Source organism: Serratia sp. Res13-Sevr-LER1-36-b (assembly GCF_015673035.1).
Lineage (GTDB): Bacteria > Pseudomonadota > Gammaproteobacteria > Enterobacterales > Enterobacteriaceae > Chania > Chania fonticola_C.
On record NZ_JADACK010000018.1, the window covers coordinates 62,565 to 84,629 of the forward strand.

The 22,065-nt window shown below is 53.4% G+C and carries 20 protein-coding genes; 8 read left to right on the forward strand and 12 right to left on the reverse strand.

Features of this window, described 5'->3' with window-relative positions; genetic code table 11:
- Positions 1-7: 7 nt before the first annotated feature.
- The 3 genes from efeO to putP all read right to left on the reverse strand — a co-directional run bounded on the left by efeO (position 8) and on the right by putP (position 3,723).
- Positions 8-1,141, reverse strand: coding sequence for an iron uptake system protein EfeO (gene efeO / locus IMQ33_RS11985; RefSeq protein WP_196061866.1), 1,134 nt, complete (start codon positions 1,139-1,141; stop codon positions 8-10).
- Positions 1,142-1,159: 18 nt separating this feature from the next.
- Positions 1,160-2,005: an iron uptake transporter permease EfeU gene (gene efeU, locus IMQ33_RS11990; RefSeq protein ID WP_024485638.1), complete on the reverse strand. Its 846-nt coding sequence runs from the start codon at positions 2,003-2,005 to the stop codon at positions 1,160-1,162.
- Between the two features lie 239 nt (positions 2,006-2,244).
- Complete coding sequence (gene putP / locus IMQ33_RS11995) at positions 2,245-3,723, reverse strand: sodium/proline symporter PutP (protein ID WP_099049939.1); 1,479 nt, start codon at positions 3,721-3,723, stop codon at positions 2,245-2,247.
- Between the two features lie 555 nt (positions 3,724-4,278).
- Here putP and putA point away from each other — a divergent pair.
- On the forward strand, positions 4,279-8,250 hold the full coding sequence (gene putA / locus IMQ33_RS12000) for a trifunctional transcriptional regulator/proline dehydrogenase/L-glutamate gamma-semialdehyde dehydrogenase (protein ID WP_196061867.1): 3,972 nt from the start codon (positions 4,279-4,281) through the stop codon (positions 8,248-8,250).
- 80 nt (positions 8,251-8,330) lie between these two features.
- Here putA and IMQ33_RS12005 read toward each other — a convergent pair whose 3' ends face one another.
- A complete protein-coding gene (locus tag IMQ33_RS12005; protein ID WP_196061868.1) occupies positions 8,331-8,960 on the reverse strand; it encodes a TetR/AcrR family transcriptional regulator in 630 nt (209 codons plus the stop codon).
- A 208-nt stretch (positions 8,961-9,168) separates the two neighbouring features.
- Between IMQ33_RS12005 and IMQ33_RS12010 the strand changes: the two genes are divergently transcribed.
- From IMQ33_RS12010 to IMQ33_RS12020, 3 genes are all read left to right on the forward strand, one after another.
- A complete protein-coding gene (locus IMQ33_RS12010) occupies positions 9,169-10,104 on the forward strand; it encodes a nitronate monooxygenase family protein (protein WP_161713595.1) in 936 nt (311 codons plus the stop codon).
- Positions 10,105-10,293: 189 nt separating this feature from the next.
- Complete coding sequence (locus IMQ33_RS12015; protein WP_196061869.1) at positions 10,294-10,482, forward strand: type II toxin-antitoxin system HicA family toxin; 189 nt, start codon at positions 10,294-10,296, stop codon at positions 10,480-10,482.
- A gap of 27 nt (positions 10,483-10,509) precedes the next feature.
- Positions 10,510-10,923 carry a type II toxin-antitoxin system HicB family antitoxin gene (locus IMQ33_RS12020; protein WP_024485643.1) on the forward strand — a complete coding sequence of 138 codons (414 nt, stop codon included), beginning with the start codon at positions 10,510-10,512 and terminating at the stop codon, positions 10,921-10,923.
- 32 nt (positions 10,924-10,955) lie between these two features.
- Here the strand turns inward: IMQ33_RS12020 and tcyN are convergent, their stop codons facing one another.
- From tcyN to IMQ33_RS12055, 7 genes are all read right to left on the reverse strand, one after another.
- Positions 10,956-11,708: an L-cystine ABC transporter ATP-binding protein TcyN gene (gene tcyN / locus IMQ33_RS12025; protein WP_021805696.1), complete on the reverse strand. Its 753-nt coding sequence runs from the start codon at positions 11,706-11,708 to the stop codon at positions 10,956-10,958.
- 3 nt (positions 11,709-11,711) lie between these two features.
- The gene (tcyL, locus tag IMQ33_RS12030; protein WP_021180972.1) at positions 11,712-12,374 is read right to left on the reverse strand and encodes a cystine ABC transporter permease; all 663 of its coding nucleotides are present in this window, start codon (positions 12,372-12,374) and stop codon (positions 11,712-11,714) included.
- Complete coding sequence (gene tcyJ / locus IMQ33_RS12035; RefSeq protein ID WP_196061870.1) at positions 12,374-13,174, reverse strand: cystine ABC transporter substrate-binding protein; 801 nt, start codon at positions 13,172-13,174, stop codon at positions 12,374-12,376. Before tcyJ ends, tcyL begins: the two co-directional genes overlap by 1 nt.
- 118 nt (positions 13,175-13,292) lie before the next feature.
- Entirely contained in the window at positions 13,293-14,279 is a 987-nt protein-coding gene (locus IMQ33_RS12040; protein ID WP_196061871.1) for a D-cysteine desulfhydrase, read from the reverse strand.
- Between the two features lie 194 nt (positions 14,280-14,473).
- The gene (fliZ, locus tag IMQ33_RS12045; protein WP_024486813.1) at positions 14,474-14,983 is read right to left on the reverse strand and encodes a flagella biosynthesis regulatory protein FliZ; all 510 of its coding nucleotides are present in this window, start codon (positions 14,981-14,983) and stop codon (positions 14,474-14,476) included.
- A 60-nt stretch (positions 14,984-15,043) separates the two neighbouring features.
- Positions 15,044-15,766 (reverse strand): RNA polymerase sigma factor FliA, encoded by a 723-nt coding sequence (locus IMQ33_RS12050; RefSeq protein ID WP_021180968.1) that lies wholly within the window; start codon positions 15,764-15,766, stop codon positions 15,044-15,046.
- Between the two features lie 181 nt (positions 15,767-15,947).
- Entirely contained in the window at positions 15,948-17,216 is a 1,269-nt protein-coding gene (locus tag IMQ33_RS12055; RefSeq protein ID WP_196061872.1) for a FliC/FljB family flagellin, read from the reverse strand.
- Between the two features lie 283 nt (positions 17,217-17,499).
- Here IMQ33_RS12055 and fliD point away from each other — a divergent pair, with 283 nt between their 5' ends.
- The 4 genes from fliD to IMQ33_RS12075 all read left to right on the forward strand — a co-directional run bounded on the left by fliD (position 17,500) and on the right by IMQ33_RS12075 (position 20,888).
- Positions 17,500-18,903 (forward strand): flagellar filament capping protein FliD, encoded by a 1,404-nt coding sequence (fliD, locus tag IMQ33_RS12060; RefSeq protein WP_196061873.1) that lies wholly within the window; start codon positions 17,500-17,502, stop codon positions 18,901-18,903.
- 23 nt (positions 18,904-18,926) lie between these two features.
- A complete protein-coding gene (gene fliS / locus IMQ33_RS12065) occupies positions 18,927-19,337 on the forward strand; it encodes a flagellar export chaperone FliS (RefSeq protein ID WP_024528884.1) in 411 nt (136 codons plus the stop codon).
- On the forward strand, positions 19,337-19,705 hold the full coding sequence (gene fliT / locus IMQ33_RS12070) for a flagella biosynthesis regulatory protein FliT (protein ID WP_196061874.1): 369 nt from the start codon (positions 19,337-19,339) through the stop codon (positions 19,703-19,705). Before fliS ends, fliT begins: the two co-directional genes overlap by 1 nt.
- Before the next feature lie 313 nt (positions 19,706-20,018).
- Positions 20,019-20,888 (forward strand): helix-turn-helix transcriptional regulator, encoded by an 870-nt coding sequence (locus IMQ33_RS12075; protein ID WP_196061875.1) that lies wholly within the window; start codon positions 20,019-20,021, stop codon positions 20,886-20,888.
- A gap of 807 nt (positions 20,889-21,695) precedes the next feature.
- Here IMQ33_RS12075 and fliE read toward each other — a convergent pair.
- Entirely contained in the window at positions 21,696-22,010 is a 315-nt protein-coding gene (fliE, locus tag IMQ33_RS12080) for a flagellar hook-basal body complex protein FliE (RefSeq protein WP_046808515.1), read from the reverse strand.
- Between the last annotated feature and the right edge of the window lie 55 nt (positions 22,011-22,065).

Here is a 22,065-nt window from a genome sequence, read left to right on the forward strand (position 1 = left end):
CTCAGCCTTAATCCAGACCCAGCACGCCACGCAGCTGTGACAGGTCTTCTGCCAGCGTAGTGATCGGCCCTTTCATCGCATTACGATCCGCGGTGGTCAGCTTCTCGTAAGACTCATAACCCTCTGCGGTCTTGTATTTAGCCAGGATGGTATCGACGGTTTTAAAGTTGGCGTCGATCTTCGCCAGCAGTGGCTGGTTGGCCTTTTCCAACAGCGGACGCAACAGGTTCACAATCTTCTGGGCGCCATCGACGTTGGCCTGGAAATCCCACAGGTCGGTACGGCTGTAGCGATCCTCTTCACCGCTGATCTTGCTGGCCGCCACTTCTTCAATCAGGCCAGCAGCACCGCCCACCACTTTGCTTGGCGGGAAGGTCAGTTCACCAATGCGTTTTTGCAACTCCAGCGTGTCTTTATACAGACCATCGGCATACTCATTCATGCCCTTGGTGGTGTTATCGGCAAACAGCGCTTTCTCCAGACGGTGGAAGCCGGTGAATTTCGGATCTTCGGCTTTTTTCTCATAGTCGTCTTCACGGGCGTCGATGCTGCCGTCCAGATCGGAGAACAGCTCGGCAATCGGTTCAATACGCTCGTAGTGCTGACGGGTTGGCGCATAAAGCTTGCGGGCCTGGGCCACATCACCGGCTTTGATCGCATCGGTGAACAGCTTGGTCTGCTTGACCAGCCCTTCAACTTCCTTGGTGACATAGACTTTATATTCGGCAATCGGGCCAACCAAATCCATCACATTCAGTTTGCCATCAGCTACCGCACCCGCAGCCGTGACGACAAGCTTGCCTTTCGGGTTGCTCAACAGCCCACAGGTCATGTCGTATTCGCCCGGTTCGAGGTTTGCCGTCATTTTCTGGGTGAAACCTGGCGCAATATTTTCACGCTCTTCCACCACCATCACGCCTTTGAGGATTTCCCACTCCAGGTTCTTCTGGCTAGTGTTATGCACCACAAACTGGGTTTTACCGGCGGGCAGGGTCAACTGCATCGGCTCACACTGTTTGTCGTTTACGGTCACCTTAACTTGAGGGATATCCGCCGCCAGCGCGTTGAGGCTCAGCGCGAAAGCAGGAACGGCCAGTAATGCGGCATGCAATGCCTTGCGGCGAAATAACGGAGTAGACATACGGAATTCCCTAGTAAATTAGTGATGTGTCTTGCGTTGCGCCGGGATCGTTGAGGACTCCGTACGCTGCGGCAGGAAAAAGAAAATCAGAGCAGGGATCAGATACAGGAAATAGACCGCCACTTCGCTAACCGATGGCGCTTCCTGATAGCCGAACATTCCCTCTAACAGGGTGCCCAGCAGTGAATGCGTGGATAGCTGGTTGCTGAGGTCGAACGCGATATCCTGGAAGTGGTTCCACAATCCGGCCTCGTGGAAGGCACGGATCGCCCCGGCAGCCAGGCCCGCAGCCACGAACAGAATAAACAGGCTGGTCCATTTGAAGAACTTGGCCAGGTGCAATTTGATACCGCCCCAATAGATCAGCATGCCCACTACGATGGCGCACGCCAGGCCGAGCATCGCACCGATTGGCGCGGCAATGCCCACATCCTGCTGAAACGCGGCCAACAGAAAGAACACCGACTCCAGTCCTTCACGGGCAACGGCAAAAAACACCATCGCCACCAATGCCCATCCTTGTCTTTTACCCGAGTTGAGAGCGTTATCAATCGCCCCTTCAAGATGCACCTTCACCGAGCGGGAAACCTTGCGCATCCAGAACACCATATAGGTCAGGATGCACACCGCCACTACCGCTACCAGCCCTTCGAACAGCTCTTGCTGTTTTTGTGGAAACTCGCCGGTGGTTTCATTGATGAAGATACCTAACGCCAGGCACAGAGCAACGGCGACGATCACTCCAATCCATACCACACCAAGCCATTGACCGCGTTGAGTCCGCTTCAGATAGCTGGCGATCAAACTGACGATCAGCGCAGCCTCCAACCCCTCACGGAACATGATAAGGAAAGGAACAAACATAGAATATTAACCCCTGAAAAGGCGTTTGTAGTCAGCCGCGGGCGCTGGGTCGACCAGACTGCGGCAATGTAAAGAAAAGTAAACCAGAACGATAGTGATTATCATTCTACTGAAAAGAAAAACAAGAGGCGGAAGTGTGATTTTTATTAATCAAATGTCGCTAGTTGTTACAGCTTGGTGAGAGGAGTGATGGGGAAAGCGGATCTCTCCCCGATTACCGGGGAGAGATTAAGACGGATTTAGACCGTTTTGAACTCGGCCTCTGCCATATCAAAACGTTTGGTGATGGTTGCCGAAGGCTGGCGCCCCATCAGGCTGACCACCACGATGGCGATACAACCAAACACAAAACCAGGAATGATTTCATACAGACCCAGCCAGGCGAACTGCTTCCAGACGATCACAGTGATCGCCCCCACCAGCATACCGGCCAGCGCGCCGTTACGGGTCATGCGCGACCACATCACCGAGATCAGCACCACCGGGCCAAATGCGGCACCAAAGCCGGCCCAGGCATAGCTTACCAGACCCAGCACGCGGTTCTCCGGGTTAGCCGCCAGGGCAATCGCCACCAGCGCCACTACCAGTACCATCGCACGCCCTACCCACACCAGCTCACGCTGGCTGGCCTCTTTGCGCAAGAAGGCTTTGTACAGGTCTTCGGTGATCGCACTGGAACAAACCAGCAGTTGACAGCTCAGGGTGCTCATTACCGCCGCCAGAATAGCCGACAGCAGGATCCCGGCAATCCATGGGTTAAACAGCAGCATGGCCAGTTCGATAAACACCCGCTCGCCGTTTTGCGTCACATTGCCCGCTTGATCCGGGTTATTGGCAAAGTAAGCGATGCCGAAGAAGCCAACCGCAATGGTCCCCGCCAGGCAGAGGATCATCCAGATCATACTGATGCGGCGAGCGCTACGGATGGTGCGGTGGGAATCCGCAGCCATAAAGCGCGCCAGAATATGCGGCTGACCAAAGTAGCCCAGGCCCCAGCCCAGCAACGACAGGATCGCCACCAGATTCAGCCCTTTCATCATATCCAGATTGGCCGGGTTTTTAGCCGCGATCACCAGCATCGAACTGTCGATGCCGCCCACGGCGAAGATGACGATGACCGGCGTGAGGATCAGCGCAAAAATCATCAGGCTGGCCTGCACGGTATCGGTCCAACTGACCGCCAGGAACCCGCCGATAAAGGTATATAGGATGGTGGCGGCTGCCCCGGCCCACAGCGCGGTGGCGTAGGTCATACCGAAGGTGCTTTCAAACAGACGCGCACCGGCCACAATGCCGGAAGCACAATAGATGGTGAAGAACACCAGGATCACGATGGCGGAAATCACCCGCAGCAGTTTACTGTTGTCCTCAAAACGGCTGGTGAAGTAGTCCGGCAGCGTCAAGGCGTTGTTGTTGGCTTCGGTATGGACGCGTAACCGCCCTGCCACCAGCTTCCAGTTCAGGTAGGCACCAATGGTCAGCCCGATGGCGATCCAGCTCTCCGAAATACCGGAAAGGAAAATCGCGCCCGGCAGGCCCATGAGCAGCCAGCCGCTCATATCGGATGCCCCAGCAGAGAGCGCGGTCACCACGCTGCCCAGACTGCGGCCACCCAGAATGTAATCGTCAAAGTTGTTGGTCGCCCGATAGGCCAGCAGGCCGATCACCACCATCCCAAGAATGTAGACCACGAAGGTCACCAGCATAGGTGTGTTCATTATTTCAAACTCTCCATTTCTTATTCCCTTCTCCCTTTCAAGCCACCGTATGTTAGCAGCCTCTTGAAAGTTATCGGGTATTTTTATGTCAGTAATTTCACCCGCCACGCGCCGGAACGGGGCGCATTGCGATGGTGGCGGATAAACAGCGTTTATACCCATCATGGTCTGAACGCTGGCTATCCTAGTTGAGGCAGTCAACAACCAACAAGAGATTTAACAAAAAAGTCACACGAAACTCACGCCAGGTCACATTTATTCGCTGTTAAGGTTGCACTCGCCATAGCCGAAATGAGTTGCACCTCTTACTTAACCCTGATTAATACAGGGAAATAACCTAGATTCACACCACAATCCCACTTCTGTGCACGTAATCCGTAGCACTCAAGATGTTAAAAAATCGATTGGAGTCACACTTCGTTATGGAGTGCATTTAACAAGGTTGCACAAAGTTGCAACATGCAGGATATTGTCGGCATCAACAACCTAATTACGCTACGGATCGCCCCTAATCTAGCCGGTTATGAGGGGTCCAAATACAGGAGCTGGATTGGCATGGGCACTACCACAATGGGCGTGAAGCTCGATGAAGCAACCCGCGATCGCATCAAGAGCGCGGCACAACGAATTGACCGCACGCCACACTGGTTAATCAAGCAGGCTATTTTCAATTATCTTGAACGTCTGGAGAGCGGTTCCGATCTGCCAGAAATTCCAGCACTTGCCGTTGCCGGTCAAACAGAAGCGGATGATATCGCGCCGCAGGTGCCTGAAGAGTCCCATCAACCCTTCCTCGAGTTTGCCGAACAGATCCTGCCGCAGTCCGTCACTCGTGCGGCTATCACCGCCGCCTACCGCCGCCCGGAAACTGAAGCGGTACCAATGCTGCTTGAACAGGCGCGCTTACCCGCCGATCTGGCACAGGCCACCCATAAACTGGCCTATGGCATTGCCGAAAAGCTGCGTAACCAGAAGAGTGCCAACGGCCGTGCCGGTATGGTGCAAGGGTTGCTGCAGGAGTTCTCGCTCTCTTCTCAGGAAGGGGTGGCTCTGATGTGCCTGGCCGAAGCGCTGCTGCGTATTCCAGACAAGCCAACGCGCGATGCGTTAATCCGCGACAAAATCAGCAACGGCAACTGGCACTCCCACCTTGGCCGCAGCCCTTCGCTGTTCGTCAACGCCGCAACCTGGGGCCTGCTGTTTACCGGCAAGCTGGTGTCTACCCATAATGAAGCCAATCTCTCCAGCGCACTGAACCGCATCATCGGTAAACGCGGCGAGCCGTTGATCCGTAAAGGGGTCGATATGGCAATGCGCCTGATGGGCGAACAGTTTGTGACTGGTGAAACCATCGCCGAAGCGCTGGCCAATGCCCGTAAGCTGGAAGACAAAGGTTTCCGCTACTCCTACGACATGCTGGGTGAAGCCGCACTGACTGAAGCCGATGCGCAGGCCTATCTGGTTTCCTATCAGCAAGCAATCCACGCTATCGGCAAAGCCTCCAATGGCCGTGGCATCTATGAAGGCCCCGGCATCTCGATCAAACTTTCAGCGCTGCACCCACGTTACAGCCGCGCCCAGTACGATCGCGTGATGGAAGAGTTGTATCCACGTTTGCTGTCGTTGACGTTGCAGGCACGCCAATACGATATCGGCATCAATATCGACGCCGAAGAGGCCGATCGGCTGGAGATCTCCCTCGATCTGCTGGAAAAGCTGTGCTTTGAGCCGCAGTTGGCCGGTTGGAACGGCATCGGCTTTGTTATTCAGGCTTACCAGAAACGCTGTCCGTTTGCCATTGATGCGGTGATCGACATGGCCAGCCGCAGCCGCCGTCGCCTGATGATCCGCCTGGTTAAAGGCGCTTACTGGGACAGCGAAATCAAGCGCGCCCAGATGGATGGCCTGGAAGGCTACCCGGTGTATACCCGCAAAGTGTATACCGACGTTTCCTATCTGGCCTGCGCCCGCAAGCTGCTGGCGGTACCGAACCTGATTTATCCGCAGTTTGCTACCCACAACGCCCACACGCTGAGCGCCATCTATCATCTGGCAGGCAATAACTACTATCCGGGCCAATACGAATTCCAGTGCCTGCACGGTATGGGCGAACCGCTGTACGAACAGGTGGTAGGCAAAGTGGCCGACGGCAAGCTGAACCGCCCTTGCCGTATTTATGCGCCAGTCGGCACGCACGAAACGCTGCTGGCCTATCTGGTACGCCGTCTGTTGGAGAATGGTGCCAATACCTCGTTCGTTAACCGTATCGCCGATGCCACCCTGCCGCTCGACGAGCTGGTTGCCGATCCGGTCAGCGCGGTCGAGGCCATGGCGGCTAGCGAAGGCCGCATAGGTTTACCACATCCGCGCATTCCATTGCCGCGTGAGCTATATGGTGAAAAACGCGTTAACTCTAGCGGTCTGGATCTCGCCAACGAACAGCGGCTGGCTTCGCTGTCCAGCGCCCTGCTCACCAGCGCAAGCCAACAATGGCGTGCCGAGCCAATGATCGATGCTCCGTTGGATCAAGGCGTTGAACAACCGGTGATCAACCCAGCCGAACCGGGTGATATTGTCGGCTATGTGCGTGAGGCCACCGAAGGTGAAGTCAGCCGGGCATTAGACTCCGCTGCCGCGGCTGGGCCGATCTGGTTTGCCACCCCACCTTCCGAACGTGCCGCCATTTTAGAACGCGCGGCAGAGCTGATGGAAAGCCAGCTGCAAAGCCTGCTGGGGATCCTGGTGCGCGAGGCGGGTAAAACCTTCAATAACGCTATCTCAGAAGTCCGTGAAGCCGTTGATTTTCTGCATTACTACGCTGGCCAAGTGCGTGACGACTTCGCCAACGACAGCCATCGCCCGTTAGGTCCGGTAGTCTGTATCAGCCCGTGGAACTTCCCGCTGGCCATCTTCACCGGCCAGGTTGCCGCCGCCCTTGCCGCGGGTAACAGCGTGCTGGCAAAACCGGCAGAACAGACGCCGTTGGTCGCCGCCCAGGCGGTGCGTATTCTGCTGGAGGCTGGTATTCCTCAGGGCGTCCTGCAGCTGTTGCCTGGCCAGGGTGAAACCGTCGGTTCCCTCTTGGTCAATGATGCCCGCGTACGCGGCGTGATGTTCACCGGCTCTACTGACGTTGCGGGCATTCTGCAACGCAATATCGCAGGCCGTCTGGATCCTCAAGGCCGCCCAACCCCGTTGATTGCCGAAACCGGTGGTTTAAACGCGATGATCGTCGACTCTTCTGCTCTGACCGAACAGGTGGTGACCGATGTCGTGGCCTCCGCCTTCGACAGTGCCGGACAGCGTTGCTCTGCCCTGCGCATCCTGTGCGTGCAAGAAGACGTGGCAGAACACACCCTGAAAATGCTGCGCGGGGCGATGGCCGAATGCCGGATGGGTAATCCAGAACGCCTGTCTACGGACATTGGCCCGGTGATCGACGCCGAAGCCAAAACCGGCATTGAACGTCATATCCAAGCCATGCGAGCCAAAGGCCGCAAGGTTTATCAGGCGGCAAAAAGCCTGGGAGATGATGAGAAAGAGTGGGCTCGCGGCACCTTTGTGAAGCCAACGCTGATCGAACTGGAAAGCTTTGACGAGCTGCAAAAAGAGATCTTTGGCCCGGTGCTGCACGTAGTTCGCTTCCAGCGTGCCAATCTGGGCGCATTGGTCGATCAGATCAATGCTTCAGGCTATGGTCTGACGCTGGGTATCCATACGCGTATCGATGAAACCATCGCTAGAGTCACCGATCATGCCAAGGTCGGTAACCTGTATGTTAACCGCAATATGGTGGGTGCAGTGGTAGGCGTGCAGCCGTTTGGCGGCGAGGGATTATCTGGCACCGGGCCGAAAGCCGGTGGGCCACTCTATCTGTACCGCCTGCTGGCCAGCCGTCCACAGGATGCCGTGCAGCGCACTCTGAATCGCCAGGATAACGAGCGTCCTCTGGAGGCTACCGTACGCCCTACGCTGCTTGTACCGCATCAGGCCTTGGAACAATGGGCCGTGGCGGAGAACCATCGCGAGTTGGCAGTCCTGGCGCAACAATACGCCGAACTGGGCCAGGGTGGTACCGTTCGCCCGCTGCCAGGCCCAACTGGGGAACGCAACACTTACGCCCTGCTGCCACGTGAACGTGTGCTGTGCCTGGCGGATAACAACGCCGATGCGCTGAACCAGTTGGCAGCCGTGTTGGCGGTTGGCAGCCAGGCGCTGTGGCTGGAAGCGGAATTACAGCGCACGCTGTATCGCAGCCTGCCAGCCGCCGTTCAGGCACGGATCGGTTTCACCAAGGATTGGGCGCAGGATAAAGTCGAGTTTGATGCGGCCATCTATCACGGCGACGCCGATCAACTGCGCACTCTGTGTGAGCAAATCGCACAACGCAGCGGTGCTATTGTCTCGGTGCAAGGTTTCGCCCGCGGTGAAACCAACATCCTGCTGGAACGCCTGTTGATCGAACGCTCATTAAGCGTCAACACCGCCGCCGCCGGGGGTAATGCCAGCCTGATGACGATCGGTTAATCGCCAAATTCGAGTGACACCACCAACCCCGCAGCAATGCGGGGTTTTTTATTGTCTGAGGTATGGCAGTTCAAAAGCCGTCAGAATGCAGATATCGCTTGCCATTGATCCATAAAGATATCCACCAAACCAGAGAGCTCTTCTCGGGTTGCTCCATTGCGGGCTTGCACAGACATGCCCTGGATGACATTGGCAATGTACTTACCCAACAGAGCACAGTTGGTGTTTTCCGGCAGTTCTCCCTGGCGAACGCGCAGCTCCAGGCACTCGACAATTTTTTTCTCTGCGGAATTTCTTGGCTGGCTAAGCTGGTTAAATAACGCCTCATCCTCAGCAGACATCCCAAAAGTGGCAACAACCATAAAGCAGCCGGCGGGAGTCTCTGTGTCGGTAAACCAATCAACGCAAGTACGCAGCAACTGCTCAATCACCTGTGGCAAAGGGAGATCGTCCTGTTCAAGGATCACATCTCTGGCTTGACCGTAAGTGGCCAGATACTTATCCACCGCCGCACAAAATAAGCCTTCCTTGCTACCAAACTCAGCGTATAGCGAAGAAGGTTTGGTTCCTGTTTCCTCAATCAGTTGAGACATCGACGTGGGTTCATAACCAAAGCGCCAGAACAACCCCATAGCCTTTTCCAACACATCGTCGCGATCGAGTTTTTTAGGCCTGCCACGTGCAGGCCGCTCCGGTAGATCCTTTCTCATGTATAGGGCTCCAGGGCCTTGGTGACACCATTTATGTAACGATCACTATAAAATATTGCCCCAGTTTATACCATGGCGCCATTTAAAATAACGATCATTACAAAATATGATTGCATCATCACCACTCTGCGCGTATGGTAATTAAATAACGATCGTTACATAACCTGTAAGGATCGTCCTACGCAAAACTTTACTAAGGAATGGAATCATGAAATTACAGAGTTTATTAGCTATCGAAACACCGGTTATTCAAGCCTCCATGGTGTGGCTGAACTCTGCCGAACTGGCCGCTGCGGTCTCTAACGCTGGGGGACTGGGAGTATTAGGCCCGAATGCCGGACGCCAGGTTGCCAATGGCGGAATAGTTGCGACCGTAGAGGCTTTCCGCCAGGAAATAAGGAAAACCAGAAGCTTAACGGATAAACCCTTTGCCGTTAATTACCTCCTGCCCATCGAAGGAGTCGATATCAGTTTTAAATACGCCGAGCCGTTACTGGAGGTCATCCTGCAGGAAAAAATTAACATCGTCATAACCAGCGGTAAGGATATTACCAAAGGTGAAGCATACATCCGCAGGCTGAAAGAGGCTGGAGTTATCGTTATTCACCGCGAAATCTCACCGACGGTTGAGAACTCCATCATGGCGGAAAATATCGGGGTGGATGCGATCATTGTCACCGGCCATGAGGCTGGAGGACACCTGAGTGAACACCGTATCAGCACCCTGGTTCTGCTGCCCCAGGTCACCGATGTGGTCAAAATCCCGGTGATTGCCGCCGGAGGTATCTATAACCTGAAAACCGCAAAGGCGGCCATGGCAATGGGAGCTGCCGGGATCTATGTTGGTACACGCTTTATCACCACGTTTGAATCCCCTGCCAGCCTCAATACCAAGCAAGCGATTGTCGACGTTCAGTCTGAGGAGTTGGTCGAAATTAATACTCCGGCGGGAGATATTCGCGTCATCGCCACCGAGAGTATCCGCGCGGGACGCGGCGAGAGCGAAGTGGGCATCATCAAGACAGGTATGTTAGACGGAGACCACCACTATGGGGTGATCACGGTATCTGGCGCCGCTGGCGGCATTGGCAAGATTAGCAGCGTTAAGGAAGTGGTCTGCGAATTCTCTTCTGCCTTTCACTAATAGATTCTGTTGAGTAGCCAGTAGCACCACGAACATCCAAAGAGCCCTAGCAGAAAGCCCCAATTGCGAGCCTCTTCGCAAACCCCGCATTGACGCGGGGTTTTTTATTGCCTGCATAAAAGTCAGCCGATACCGTATTCATCTCCTTGCCAATAAATGTGTATGGTGTGTATTATAAGGAATGAACAGGTGAAAAGTTCAGAACTGATTAAACGACTCGAAAGCCATGGTTGGGTTTTACAACGGATCAAAGGCAGCCACCATCAATTCAAACACCCTAACTCATCGTTGGTGATCACCGTGCCTCATCCCAATAAGGAGGTGAAATTGGGAACGCTGCGGCAAATCATGAAGGATGCAGGGCTGCTTAATTCCTAGACCATTTCGCAATGACGAGGTAACGCTATGTTTTATCCCGCTTATATACATGCCGAGCCGGATGGCAGCGCCAGCGGCTTCTTTCCCGATGTGCCAGGCTGCTACTTTGCCGGAGACAGTCTCGATCAAACCTTCCAGGATGCCAAAAGCGCTCTGGATGCCCACTTTGAATTATTGAGCGAAGAGAATCAGGCCATTCCACGCCCACAAACAGTGTCCTTCCATCTGGCTCAGGGCAACGACGCCCTCAACGGCGGGCAGTGGCTGCTGGTGGATATCAATATGGACAAGTTCGATGGCCGGGCAGAACGCATCAATATCACGTTGCCCCACAGGCTGCTCAACCGCATTGATGCGCTGGTGCAGCAGCATCCGGGCTATGGCAGCCGCAGCGCATTTCTCGCCGCCGCAGCGCGTAATGAGTTGTTAAAGGCAGGATAACGAGGTTAAGGGGGCATAGCCCCCTGACAAGATCACTGATTGAGAAACTTATCTAGAAACTGCTTGGTGCGCTGATGCTGCGGGTTGGCGAACAACGCCTTCGCTGGCCCCTGCTCAACAATGCGGCCATGATCCATAAAAATGGCGCGATCGGCCACGTCACGGGCAAAGCTCATTTCGTGGGTGACGATCACCATGGTGCGTTTCTCTTCTGCCAAAGCGCGAATGGTATTGAGCACTTCACCAACCAGTTCAGGATCCAGCGCAGAGGTCGGTTCATCAAACAAAATGACCTCGGGCTGCATCGCTAACGCCCTGGCAATGGCTACGCGCTGCTGCTGACCGCCAGACAAACGTTTAGGGTAAGCCTGCTCTTTACCGCTCAGCCCCACTTTTGCCAACAGGACACGCGCCAGCTTTTCAGCGCTGGCCTTGGCCTCTCCTTTAACGATCACCGGTCCTTCGATGATGTTTTCCAGCACCGAACGGTGGGGAAACAGGTTGAAGCTCTGAAACACAAAGCCCACCTGCTGGCGCAGGGCCCGTACCTGATTTTTTTGTTTGCTCAGCGGGCGAGCGCTGTCGATCAAGATGTCACCGACACGGATAGTGCCAGAATCCGGCACCTCCAGCAGGTTGATGCTGCGTAACAAGGTCGTCTTACCGGAACCACTCGGCCCGATAATCGCCACCACTTCTCCCGCGTTCACCTCAAGATCGATACCGTGCAATACGGTCTGCCCTTTGAACTTTTTAACCAACTGTCTGACTTCGATGGCGCTCATCGGCTACTCCTGATCCTGACGGTTAACGTGCGCTTCCAGACGGTTCTGCAACGCGGAAAGCAAGGTGGCCATCACCCAGTAGATCAGCGATGCCGCCAGATACATGGCGAACACTTCCAGCGTACGTGAGGTGATCAGCTGCGCCTGACGGAACAGCTCCGGCACCTGAATAGTCGCCGCCAGCGAGGTATCCTTGACCAACCCGATAAAGCTGTTGCCCAGCGGAGGCAGCGCGGTGCGAGCCGCCTGCGGCAGGATCACCCGGCGCAGGGTCTGCCAAGGCGTCATGCCGATACTGGCCGCCGCTTCCCATTGCCCTTTATCGATTGAGGAAATCGCCGCACGCAGCGTTTCCGACGTATAGGCGGCGGTGTTTAATGAAAGGCCGATTAATGCCGCAGGGAACGGATCCAGCTCGATACCAAACTGCGGTAAGCCGTAATAGATCATAAACAGCTGGGCGATCAGCGGCGTACCGCGAAACAGGGAAACGTAGATGCGTGACAGCCAGGAGATCGGCCATAACGGCGAAAGGCGCATCAGCGCCAGCAAAAACCCGAGGATCAAACCGAGCGCCATGCCCCCCAGACTAAGCTGGAGGGTTAACAGCGCACCCCGTAATAAAAATGGCGCTGAATCCAGCGCCAGTTGGATACTCTCTTGCATTATTGAGTTACGTCCGCGCCAAACCATTTTTCAGAGATCTTCGCCAACGTCCCGTCTTTCTGCATTTCGGCAATCGCCTGATCGATAGCGGCCAGCAGTTCCGGATTGTTTTTACGCACTGCTACGCCAGCTTCCTGACGAGAGAATGCCGGGCCAGCGACGGCCAACGTATCACCGGTTTTCTTTACCAGATCCAACGCCGCCAGACGGTCGACCAAAATGGCATCGATGCGGCCTACGCGCAGATCCTGATATTTGGTTGGGTCATCGTCGTAGGTACGCACATCAACACCCTGCACGTTTTCACGCAGCCACTGTTCGTAGTTGGTGCCCAGACCCACGCCGACCTTCTTGCCCTTCAGATCGTCGGCCTTGGTAATAATGCCTTCATTGCCTTTCTTCACCAGCGCCTGGATACCGGAAACGGTGTACGGGGTAGAGAAATCGTACTTTTTCTTACGCTCATCGGAGATGGTGACCTGGTTAATCACCACGTCGATACGCTTGGACTCCAGCGAGGCTAACATGCCATCCCATTTGGTTGGGTTGAGCTTGGCCTTCACCCCCAGATGTTCCGCCAGTGCATTAGCGAAATCCACCTCAAAGCCAGTCAGTTTGCCGTCCTCACCCTGGAAGCTGAACGGCGGATAGGTGCCTTCCAGCCCAACGATCAGCGTGCCGCGCTGCTTGACCTGATTGAGCAGGTTATCGGCCGCGTAGGTTTTGACGTTCAAGCCGGTGGTCAGCGCCACGGCCATCACACCCAGCAGCAGTTGACGACGAAATTTTGAAAAGACCATAGACACCCCATCTGTTGTTTATCTTTTTGATTTCATGACTTTAACAGTCATAAACACTTCATAAAGGAATATAACCTAATAACTATAGTTCTAAATGGAATAACAACTGTGCTCGGCATCAGACCTGTGGATGATAGGCGAACAGCGCCGGTGCCCCACCGGTGTGCACAAACAGGATCGGACCTTCATCGCGAAAACGTTTCTGGCTGATGCCATCAATCAACCCCGCCATCGCTTTACCAGTATAGACCGGGTCCAGCAGTACACCTTCCTGCTGCGCCAGCAGCTTCACCGCCGCCATACCTTCGTCATTCGGCATACCGTACTGCGGGGCAAAATAGTCATCCCACAGGGTTATGGGGGCCAGCTCGTCAATATCCAGCGAACAGGCGACCGCTTTTTGCAGTTGTTCAACCTTCGGTAACTGATCGATCACCTTGCGGGAAACGGTCACGCCAATCAGTTCGCTCTCCGGCAGCAGTTGCTGTAGCCCCACCGCCAGGCCGGCGTGAGTCCCGGCACTGCCGGATGCCACTACGATCGAACTGAAGGTGACGCCATGGCTTTGCGCAGCAATTTCCAGCGCACACTGCACATAGCCCAATGAGCCGAGCGCATTGGAACCCCCTACGGGGATGACATAAGGACGGAAACCCTGGGCTTCCAAACGTGTGGCCAGATCGGCCAGTTGCATCTGCGGATCGTGCAAGGCATCACACATCACCACTTCAACATTGAACAGATCGAGCAGCAGACGATTACCGTTACTGAGGTAGTTTTCCGCTTTGGTATCAATGGGGTTTTCCAACAGCGCAACGCAATGCAGGCCGAGCTTGGCCGCCACGGCGGCGGTCTGGCGAACGTGGTTGGATTGAATGGCACCGGCGGTAACCAGGGTATCGGCCCCTTGGCGTACTGCATCGGCGGCTAAAAACTCCAGTTTTCTCAGCTTGTTACCACCCATTGCCATCGGCGTGACATCGTCACGTTTGATGTAAATTTCGCGGCCAAGGTAGTCTGAAAGGCGGGATAACTTTTCGAGCGGCGTGGCAGAGCCAACCAAATCCAGGCGCGGGAATTGCGCCAGTTGCTGTTGCAGATCCACAACTTCCCCCAGGGAATAAAATAACGGTGTTTGAGTGATAGATTTATCAGATGTGCTCTGAATAATCACTCTTTATTCGTGGGGGTGGCTGCAGGGTAACCCGGCTGGCCGAGTCGAGTTAATTAATACGGAGTTGAACGGGCGCAGCATGCAGCGCCCCTACATTGTGAGTTGGCGGAGAAGGGTCCGCAGTCTCAGTAACTTTTTTGCCAGGCCAGGTATTGGTCGTATTTACGCAGCGCGATACGGTAGTTATCGTTCGCCGCCGGTGGCAGATCGTCAATAATACGCTGATGGTTGAACGCGCTGGCAAACTGATCGGCAGGATAGTTGTGTGCCACCAGCATTTCATCCAGGCGCCGCAGGCGTACGACATATTCGCGGATGGTGCTGTGGTTCATCTCGGTCTGTTCAAACAGATATTGTTTAAACGCCATGATGTCGAAGTAGCTGGGGTGACTATTACAGGAGATTTCACTACAAAACCGGCATAGCGCGGTCAACTCGCTTTGCACGTTTTGCCAGACCAGATCGTCAATCGGTTGATCCATCCGGGCGATGGCTTCCTTATTGATGATCTTGCCACGGAACACCAGTGCCATGCGGTCAAGCACCTTCTCGCACTGGGAGCAATGGGTTTGGCTGTGTTTATAATCTTTCAGGTAGCGGCTGAGTGGCCGTTTCTTCAACTGTTTTCCTGGCATCTTTTGCAGTCCATTTATTGCGGCAGTAATCAGGTTGGTTAGGGAGGCAGGCTTTGGGGTTCAGTTGTCCTGGGCCAGACGTGCCCGCAGGCGTTTAATTGCCTGGCTATGCAACTGGCTGACTCGCGACTCACCCACATCAAGCACTGCGCCAATTTCCTTCAGATTCAACTCCTCCTGGTAATACAACGTCAGCACCAGTTTTTCGCGTTCCGGCAGCGCCTCGATGGCATCGATCACCCGCTGGCGCAGATTGCCTTCCAACAGTTGATGCAGCGGATTGGCAGCTTCATGACCTTCCAGCACCGGTTCGGCGCTGTCGCCATGCTCTTCCTGCCATTCGTCGTAAGAAAATAGCTGGCTATTATTGGTGTCCAGCAGGATCTGGCGATACTCGTCCAGCGAGACATCCAACCCCTGTGCCACCTCCATTTCGCTGGCCGGGCGGCCAAGCCGCTGTTCCAACTGCTGCATCATGCGCGCCACTTCCCGAGCGTTGCGGCGTACGCTGCGCGGCACCCAGTCGCGGCTACGCAACTCGTCGAGCATTGCTCCGCGAATACGCTGCACGGCATAGGTCGTGAAGGCAGTTCCTTGCAGGGCATCGTAACGCTCAACCGCGTTTAACAGCCCTATTCCCCCTGCTTGCAGCAGATCGTCCAGTTCCACGCTGGCGGGCAGCCTAACCTGCAGGCGTAACGCCTCGTGGCGCACTAACGGTACGTAGCGTAGCCAGAGAGAATTTTTGTCCATGACGCCTTCGGCGGTATACAGATCGCTCACTATGTCTAACCTGCGGATAACGGAGTCATGGCTATTATCCGTAGCAGGCGCAATACCAATCGTCTGAACAGCCGTACAAAACGGGCTTTATTTGTGCCATGTAAAAACTCTGACGGCAGCCAAAGACAAAAAACCCTGCCGAAGCAGGGTTTGGATGACAAGGCTAATCGGAGAGAGTCGATTAACGCAGCAGGGTCAGTACGTTCTGGGTAGACTGGTTAGCCTGGGCCAGAACAGAGGTGCCAGCCTGTTGCAGAATGTTGGCACGGCTCATGTTAGATACTTCGGTCGCGTAGTCTGCATCTTGAATACGAGACTGGGAAGCAGACAGGTTGTTAACGGTGCTGTTCAGGTTGTTGATAACAGAATCGAAACGGTTCTGTACCGCACCCAGAGAAGAACGCAGGCCGTCAACTTGTGACAGAGCTTTGTCCAGAGTTGCCAGTGGATCTTGAGTCGCGTCAGTGGTGCTCAGCTCTACACCTTTGCTGACTTTACCGTTGGTACCTAAAGTCGCTTTAGTGTAAGTATCTTTGCCATCAGCATCTTTACCCTGGATTACATAACCAGCGTTACCTTTGGCATCGGTATATTTGTGCAGTTCTTCACCTGCTGCCAATCCTGAAACGTTAACTTTGGCAGGAACCTTATCCACTGTTGCTGCAGAATCAATTTTAGCTTGAGTAATCGTAGCGGTAGCATCAGTACCTGAGTTGTAGGATGCCTTACCGTCAGCCCCCAGAGTTACTGCGTAAGCTTCTGTACCGGCTTGGTTTTTGGTGAAGTATGCGGTAGTACCGCCGTTATCGTAAGAATACAGTTTGCCGTCATTACCTGTAGAACCGGCATCAACGAATGTTGGTGCGGCAGTAGTATCAACATCGGTGACTTTAGCACCAACGTTGCTGACATTTACCGCAGTTGCAACACTGAATTTATCCAGACCCAGAGTTTCAGCGTTGATATTTTTCAGATCGATATCGATGGTTTCACCATCGTTAGCGCCAACCTGGATAGTCAACTTTTGGTTACCACTCAACACTTTTACGCCGTTGAAATCGGTCTGTTCAGAGATACGGTTGATCTCATTCAGACGCTGGGTGATTTCGTCCTGGATGGATTTCAAATCGCTGTCTGAGTTAGAACCGGTTTGAGACTGCACGGTCAGACGACGGATGTTCTGCAGGTTGTCGTTGACTTCGTTCAGTGCGCCTTCAGTGGTCTGCGCCAGAGAGATACCGTCGTTAGCGTTACGGGAAGCCTGAGTCAGGCCCTTGATGTTAGCGGTGAAACGGTTAGAGATCGCCTGACCCGCAGCATCATCCTTCGCGCTGTTGATACGCAGACCGGAAGACAGACGCTCGATAGCGGTCCCCAGAGAAGACTGAGATTTGTTCAGGTTGTTCTGCGCCATCAACGACAGGCTGTTGGTATTAATTACTTGTGCCATAATTTGCTTTCCTTACGAATCAGTTGCGACGTTCGCATTCACAATTAAAGGGTTCGGACCTTGTTGGTCCACGGCGTCAACCACCGTCTCCTCAGGTATCGGCGCCCCCCCCGCAACCTTTAGATTTTTTTTCCGTTTTTTTCACTTTTCGCCAATGGCGCGAATAACGCTGTTTTTCCCTCTTCTACTGCGCCATCGTTTTTTCTATTTATCCGTAAACTTTTTGAATACTGAGCCGATAACGCATAGAGCGTAAAAGTCATTGACCATAGGAGAATCACGAATGGCATCGATTAGTTCATTAGGCATCGGCTCAGGGCTGGACCTCAACGGCTTGCTGGACAAGCTGACCAAGGCGGAACAACAACGTCTGACACCTTATACTACCCAGCAAACCAGCTATAACGCCAAGCTGACTGCCTACGGCACGTTGAAAAGCTCGCTGGAAAAATTTGATAACCTGAGCAAGGATTTGGCCAAGCCAGAATTCTTTAACAATACTACCGCCACCACTCACGATCAGTTTAACGTGACTACCACCGCCAAATCGGTCCCGGGTAACTATAGCGTCGAGGTGCTGCACCTGGCGCAGCCGCAAACCTTGACGACAAAGGCCGATATTAAAGATCAAGCGGAGAAGCTGGGCACTAGCGGCGCCAGCGATCGTTCGATTTCGATCACCGCCGGCAACCCGCCCAAAGAGGTCAAAATCCCGCTAGGTGACGATCAAACCTCACTGCTGGAAATGCGTGATGCGATTAACGGCGCCAAAGCCGGGGTGAACGCCACCATCATGCGCGTGGGCGACAACGACTATCAGTTGGCCATCAGTTCCTCCACCACCGGCGAAAAAAATACGGTCAAGGTGCAGGTTAATAATGACGATAAACTGGGAGCGATCTTAAATTATGATCCTACCAGCACCAGCAACGCGATGAAGGAAACGGTCAAAGGCCAGGATGCCGAGTTGACCATTAACGGCACCACCATCAAGCGCAGTACCAATTCGATCGCCGACGCCCTGCAAGGGGTGACGCTGGATCTGAAAACCACCACCAAAACGGGCGAACCGCAGAACCTGGTGATCACCGCAGATAAAAGCGGCACCTCGGACAAGGTCAAGGCTTGGGTTGATAGCTATAACTCGCTATTGGATACCTTTAATTCCCTGACCAAATACACCCCAGTAAAGAGTGGCGAAGCACAGAACAACAAAAATGGGGCGCTGCTGGGCGACAACACGCTGCGCGGCATCCAATCCTCAATCAAGAGCGCGCTCAGCGCCGCACAGGACAATCCAGAGCTGAAGGGCCTGGGTAACCTGGGTATTACTACCAATACCAAAACCGGCAAACTGGAATTGGACAGCGAAAAGCTGAAAAAAGCGATCGATGAAAAACCCGATCAGGTGGCCAATTTCTTCGCTGGTGATGGCAAGGAGAGCGGTATGGCGACGGAAATCCACAATGAGATCCAAAACTATATCAAGGCCGGTGGCGTGATTGAGAACTCGACCAAGAGTATCAACACCAACCTCGACCGTTTGAATACCCAAATCACCCGCGTGACCGAAAGCATTCAAAACTCCATCGATCGTTACAAACAGCAATTTGTTCAGTTGGATACCATGATGTCGAAACTGAATGGTACCAGTAATTATTTAACCCAACAGTTCACGTCTAAATAGGCGTGTTAACCAGGTAAAATAGCATGTACAACCGCAGCGGAACCCAGGCTTACGCCCAGGTTAGTGTAGAAAGTGGCGTGATGGGTGCCAGCCCGCACCAGCTCATCGTGATGCTATTCGACGGGGCGCTCAGCGCCCTGCTTCGTGCACGCATCCTGATGAATCAGGGGAATATCGCCGGCAAGGGGCTGGCGATCTCAAAAGCAATTAATATCATTGATAACGGGCTAAAAAATGGCCTCAATCATGAACAGGGAGGGGAGATCGCCGATAATCTCGCCGCCTTATATGACTATATGAAACGCCGTCTGATGCAGGCCAACCTGCACAATGATGTCGCAGCCCTTGACGAGGTCAGCGGGCTGCTGGAGAACATTGCCGACGCCTGGCGCCAAATTGGCCCCAATTATCAACCCGTTCAGGACGGCGTATAATGGAACACCACCAACAACTGCTATCGGCCTATCAACAGATCCATACCCTGAGCGAGCAGATGATCACACTGGCGCAGGCTGGCCAGTGGGATGCGCTGATTGAAATGGAGATCACCTACGTCCAGGCGGTAGAAAAAACCGCCCAACTGGCGGGTATCCCTGAACCATCTTCGACCTTGCAGGATTTTTTACGCAGTAAATTGCAGCAAATCCTCAACAACGAAACCGAAGTGAAGCGACTGATGCAGCTACGCATGAACGAATTAACGGTTTTGATCGGGCAGTCTACCCGCCAGAGCGCGGTCAACAGCACCTACGGTCAATTCCATGACCGCGCTTTGCTGCTTGGTGAGCCGCAATCAAGATAAATCTTATGTTTAACCGCCTGTCCTAAGTAATTAATAGGATAAAACACTATTATTATCCCGTTGCACCATAATATAAACGCATGAGATTTGAATAATTCGTATGGCAGGTAATGCATGAAAATGCAAACCGCTGGCACTATTGCCGATTTAATGGATAACACTTATCCCGACACGGACGTTTTCTGTTCAACAGGAAACTGATTCTTGACAAGTAAATTACCGAGTTGTGATCGGCAACAGGCGAAAAAATGTTGCTCCAGCCCCCAGCAAAGCGTAAAGATATTCGTAGATAATAACGATGAAATGAATATTGATGGAACGCTTAATTAATTTTTGTCCTGGGATCGGTGCCTCAGCACACATCATTCAGCATACTGAACTGCGACTTCCGTCGCTCTATTTTGAGCAGACGCATCTGTTTTTGATCCAGCAAGGGCAAACACGTATACGGTGGCGGCAGCGGGAGGTGGTAGCTCGCGCTGGGGAGCTGTTGATCGTAGAAGGTGGGCTAACCGCCGATGTGATTAATAGCCTTTCAGACAGCGGAATATTCAGCTGCCAACTGCTGATTTGCGATCCCTTGCTGTTTGATACGCTAGCCAATGCGCCTATCGCGCCGCCGCCGATCCCTTTCACCGGCGTCACTACGCTGACGAAACTCCCCTGCCCGTTTTTGCACAGTTTTGAAACCGCGGCGCTAGCACTGACGCTGCACGATCGTTTTCCCCAGATGATTATCCGCCATAAAATGTGCGAAATCCTACTGTGGCTGGCACACCTGGGGATCCGATTCACTCACCAGGAAGCCAATAATCTGACCCAGCAGGTGCGCCGCTTGCTGGCAAGCGATCCGCAACGGATTTGGACCGCCGCTGAAGTGGCTGAAAATCTGATGATGAGCGAGGTGGTGCTGCGGCGTAAACTGTCGGCGGAGAATAGCGCCTTGCGCAGCCTGATGATCGACGTACGTATGAGCCGCGCGCTGCTGTTATTGCAGGCCACAGACTGGCCGATTTCCGCCATTGCACAATATGTGAGCTATGAGAGTTCTTCTCGTTTTGCCGAACGCTTCCGTAAACGATTCGGCTTCGCACCTACCGCCATCCGTGGGCACCAGCGAATTATGCAGCCCACCGCCGCGCAGCCCCCGGCATATCCATGGCTAAATACGGTAGAGGAATAAGTGCAGATTTTAACAACGGCAGGCTGAGGATGTGACGAAGGCCACCCAGAGTGGCCCGTACATCAGTTGAACTTAACTAACACATAGATTAATGCGGCCAACACAATTAACATAACGATGCTGAAAAAACGCCATCTCACTTCACTTTTAGTGCTCATCACCTTTCCTGAGTAAATACTATTAGCGCGATTATTTCCGTAGAAGAAATAACATCCTTGCCAAAGCTGTGCATCGTTCATCTTATCCACAACAGCATCAGCAGACTCCAAAGTACGATCAAAAAAATAACAACCACCGTACATTAGGAATTAGTTCTTTCAATAAAACAGAGGTATTTCTTTAAGTTACACCGTTCGCGGTTTTCTGCCAGTGCTTGAATGAGACTCAATTGCCTCACCGTCGGGCTATACTTTTTGCGTGGGCTAAAAGCGACAGAGAACGACTCCACTCAAAAATATGAGATAGTTCCTTGATGCGGTAAGGATATATCTAATTTACATCCCGGTTAATTGACATTTAGGACAATAACTACAAATATTAGCTTAATTAACCAATTTCAAGGAGGATAAGATAATGGAGTATTTGGTAGCATCGCTGACTGTTTTATGCCTTTTTTCCTTTAAGAAACACGCCAAAGTTATTGATAGTAAAAAGATTGGTGTTGCCCATAAAAAACACCGTCGACGCTCAAGACACCGGCTTGCCATGATTTATTGATTAGGCAAACGGGCCGAAAACCACTGAGAATCACATTAGGGAGGCTTACGCCAATACAGAGCTTGCGCTAAAGCCACCCTTTATTTACCGCTACACCGCCATATTCATCACGTCTTGATAAGCCGCAACCAGTTTATTACGCACCTGCACTCCCAGTTGCAAAGACACCGAAGACTTCTGCAGATCGACCATCACGTCGTTCAAACTGATACCCGGCACACCCAATTCAAAATTCTGTGCTTGCTGGCGCGCAGTTTGTTGAGTCTCGCTGATCTTACCGAGAGCCGCCTTTAACTCATTGGCAAAGCTTGCTCCCTGCACCGGATCGTTTTGTCGCAGCGCTCCGGCCTGAACCGCCGTGGCTTGCAACTGCTGCACCACTCCTTCAATACCCTGAATTGCCATCATGACCTCGTCACTTCATTCATACCCTATGGATTTCAAGCGGTGGCCTGAAAGA

Bases quoted from the DNA above. Each gene is read 5' to 3' on its own strand.
- IMQ33_RS12055 (WP_196061872.1), bottom strand. From the start codon at position 17,216: ATGGCACAAGTAATTAATACCAACAGCCTGTCGTTGATGGCGCAGAAC.
- tcyJ (WP_196061870.1), bottom strand. From the start codon at position 13,174: ATGGTCTTTTCAAAATTTCGTCGTCAACTGCTGCTGGGTGTGATGGCC.
- efeU (WP_024485638.1), bottom strand. From the start codon at position 2,005: ATGTTTGTTCCTTTCCTTATCATGTTCCGTGAGGGGTTGGAGGCTGCG.
- IMQ33_RS12005 (WP_196061868.1), bottom strand. From the start codon at position 8,960: ATGAGAAAGGATCTACCGGAGCGGCCTGCACGTGGCAGGCCTAAAAAA.
- putA (WP_196061867.1), top strand. From the start codon at position 4,279: ATGGGCACTACCACAATGGGCGTGAAGCTCGATGAAGCAACCCGCGAT.
- tcyL (WP_021180972.1), bottom strand. From the start codon at position 12,374: ATGCAAGAGAGTATCCAACTGGCGCTGGATTCAGCGCCATTTTTATTA.
- IMQ33_RS12010 (WP_161713595.1), top strand. From the start codon at position 9,169: ATGAAATTACAGAGTTTATTAGCTATCGAAACACCGGTTATTCAAGCC.
- IMQ33_RS12020 (WP_024485643.1), top strand. From the start codon at position 10,510: ATGTTTTATCCCGCTTATATACATGCCGAGCCGGATGGCAGCGCCAGC.
- fliT (WP_196061874.1), top strand. From the start codon at position 19,337: ATGGAACACCACCAACAACTGCTATCGGCCTATCAACAGATCCATACC.
- fliZ (WP_024486813.1), bottom strand. From the start codon at position 14,983: ATGCCAGGAAAACAGTTGAAGAAACGGCCACTCAGCCGCTACCTGAAA.
- tcyN (WP_021805696.1), bottom strand. From the start codon at position 11,708: ATGAGCGCCATCGAAGTCAGACAGTTGGTTAAAAAGTTCAAAGGGCAG.
- efeO (WP_196061866.1), bottom strand. From the start codon at position 1,141: ATGTCTACTCCGTTATTTCGCCGCAAGGCATTGCATGCCGCATTACTG.
- IMQ33_RS12075 (WP_196061875.1), top strand. From the start codon at position 20,019: ATGGAACGCTTAATTAATTTTTGTCCTGGGATCGGTGCCTCAGCACAC.
- fliD (WP_196061873.1), top strand. From the start codon at position 17,500: ATGGCATCGATTAGTTCATTAGGCATCGGCTCAGGGCTGGACCTCAAC.
- fliS (WP_024528884.1), top strand. From the start codon at position 18,927: ATGTACAACCGCAGCGGAACCCAGGCTTACGCCCAGGTTAGTGTAGAA.
- fliE (WP_046808515.1), bottom strand. From the start codon at position 22,010: ATGGCAATTCAGGGTATTGAAGGAGTGGTGCAGCAGTTGCAAGCCACG.
- putP (WP_099049939.1), bottom strand. From the start codon at position 3,723: ATGAACACACCTATGCTGGTGACCTTCGTGGTCTACATTCTTGGGATG.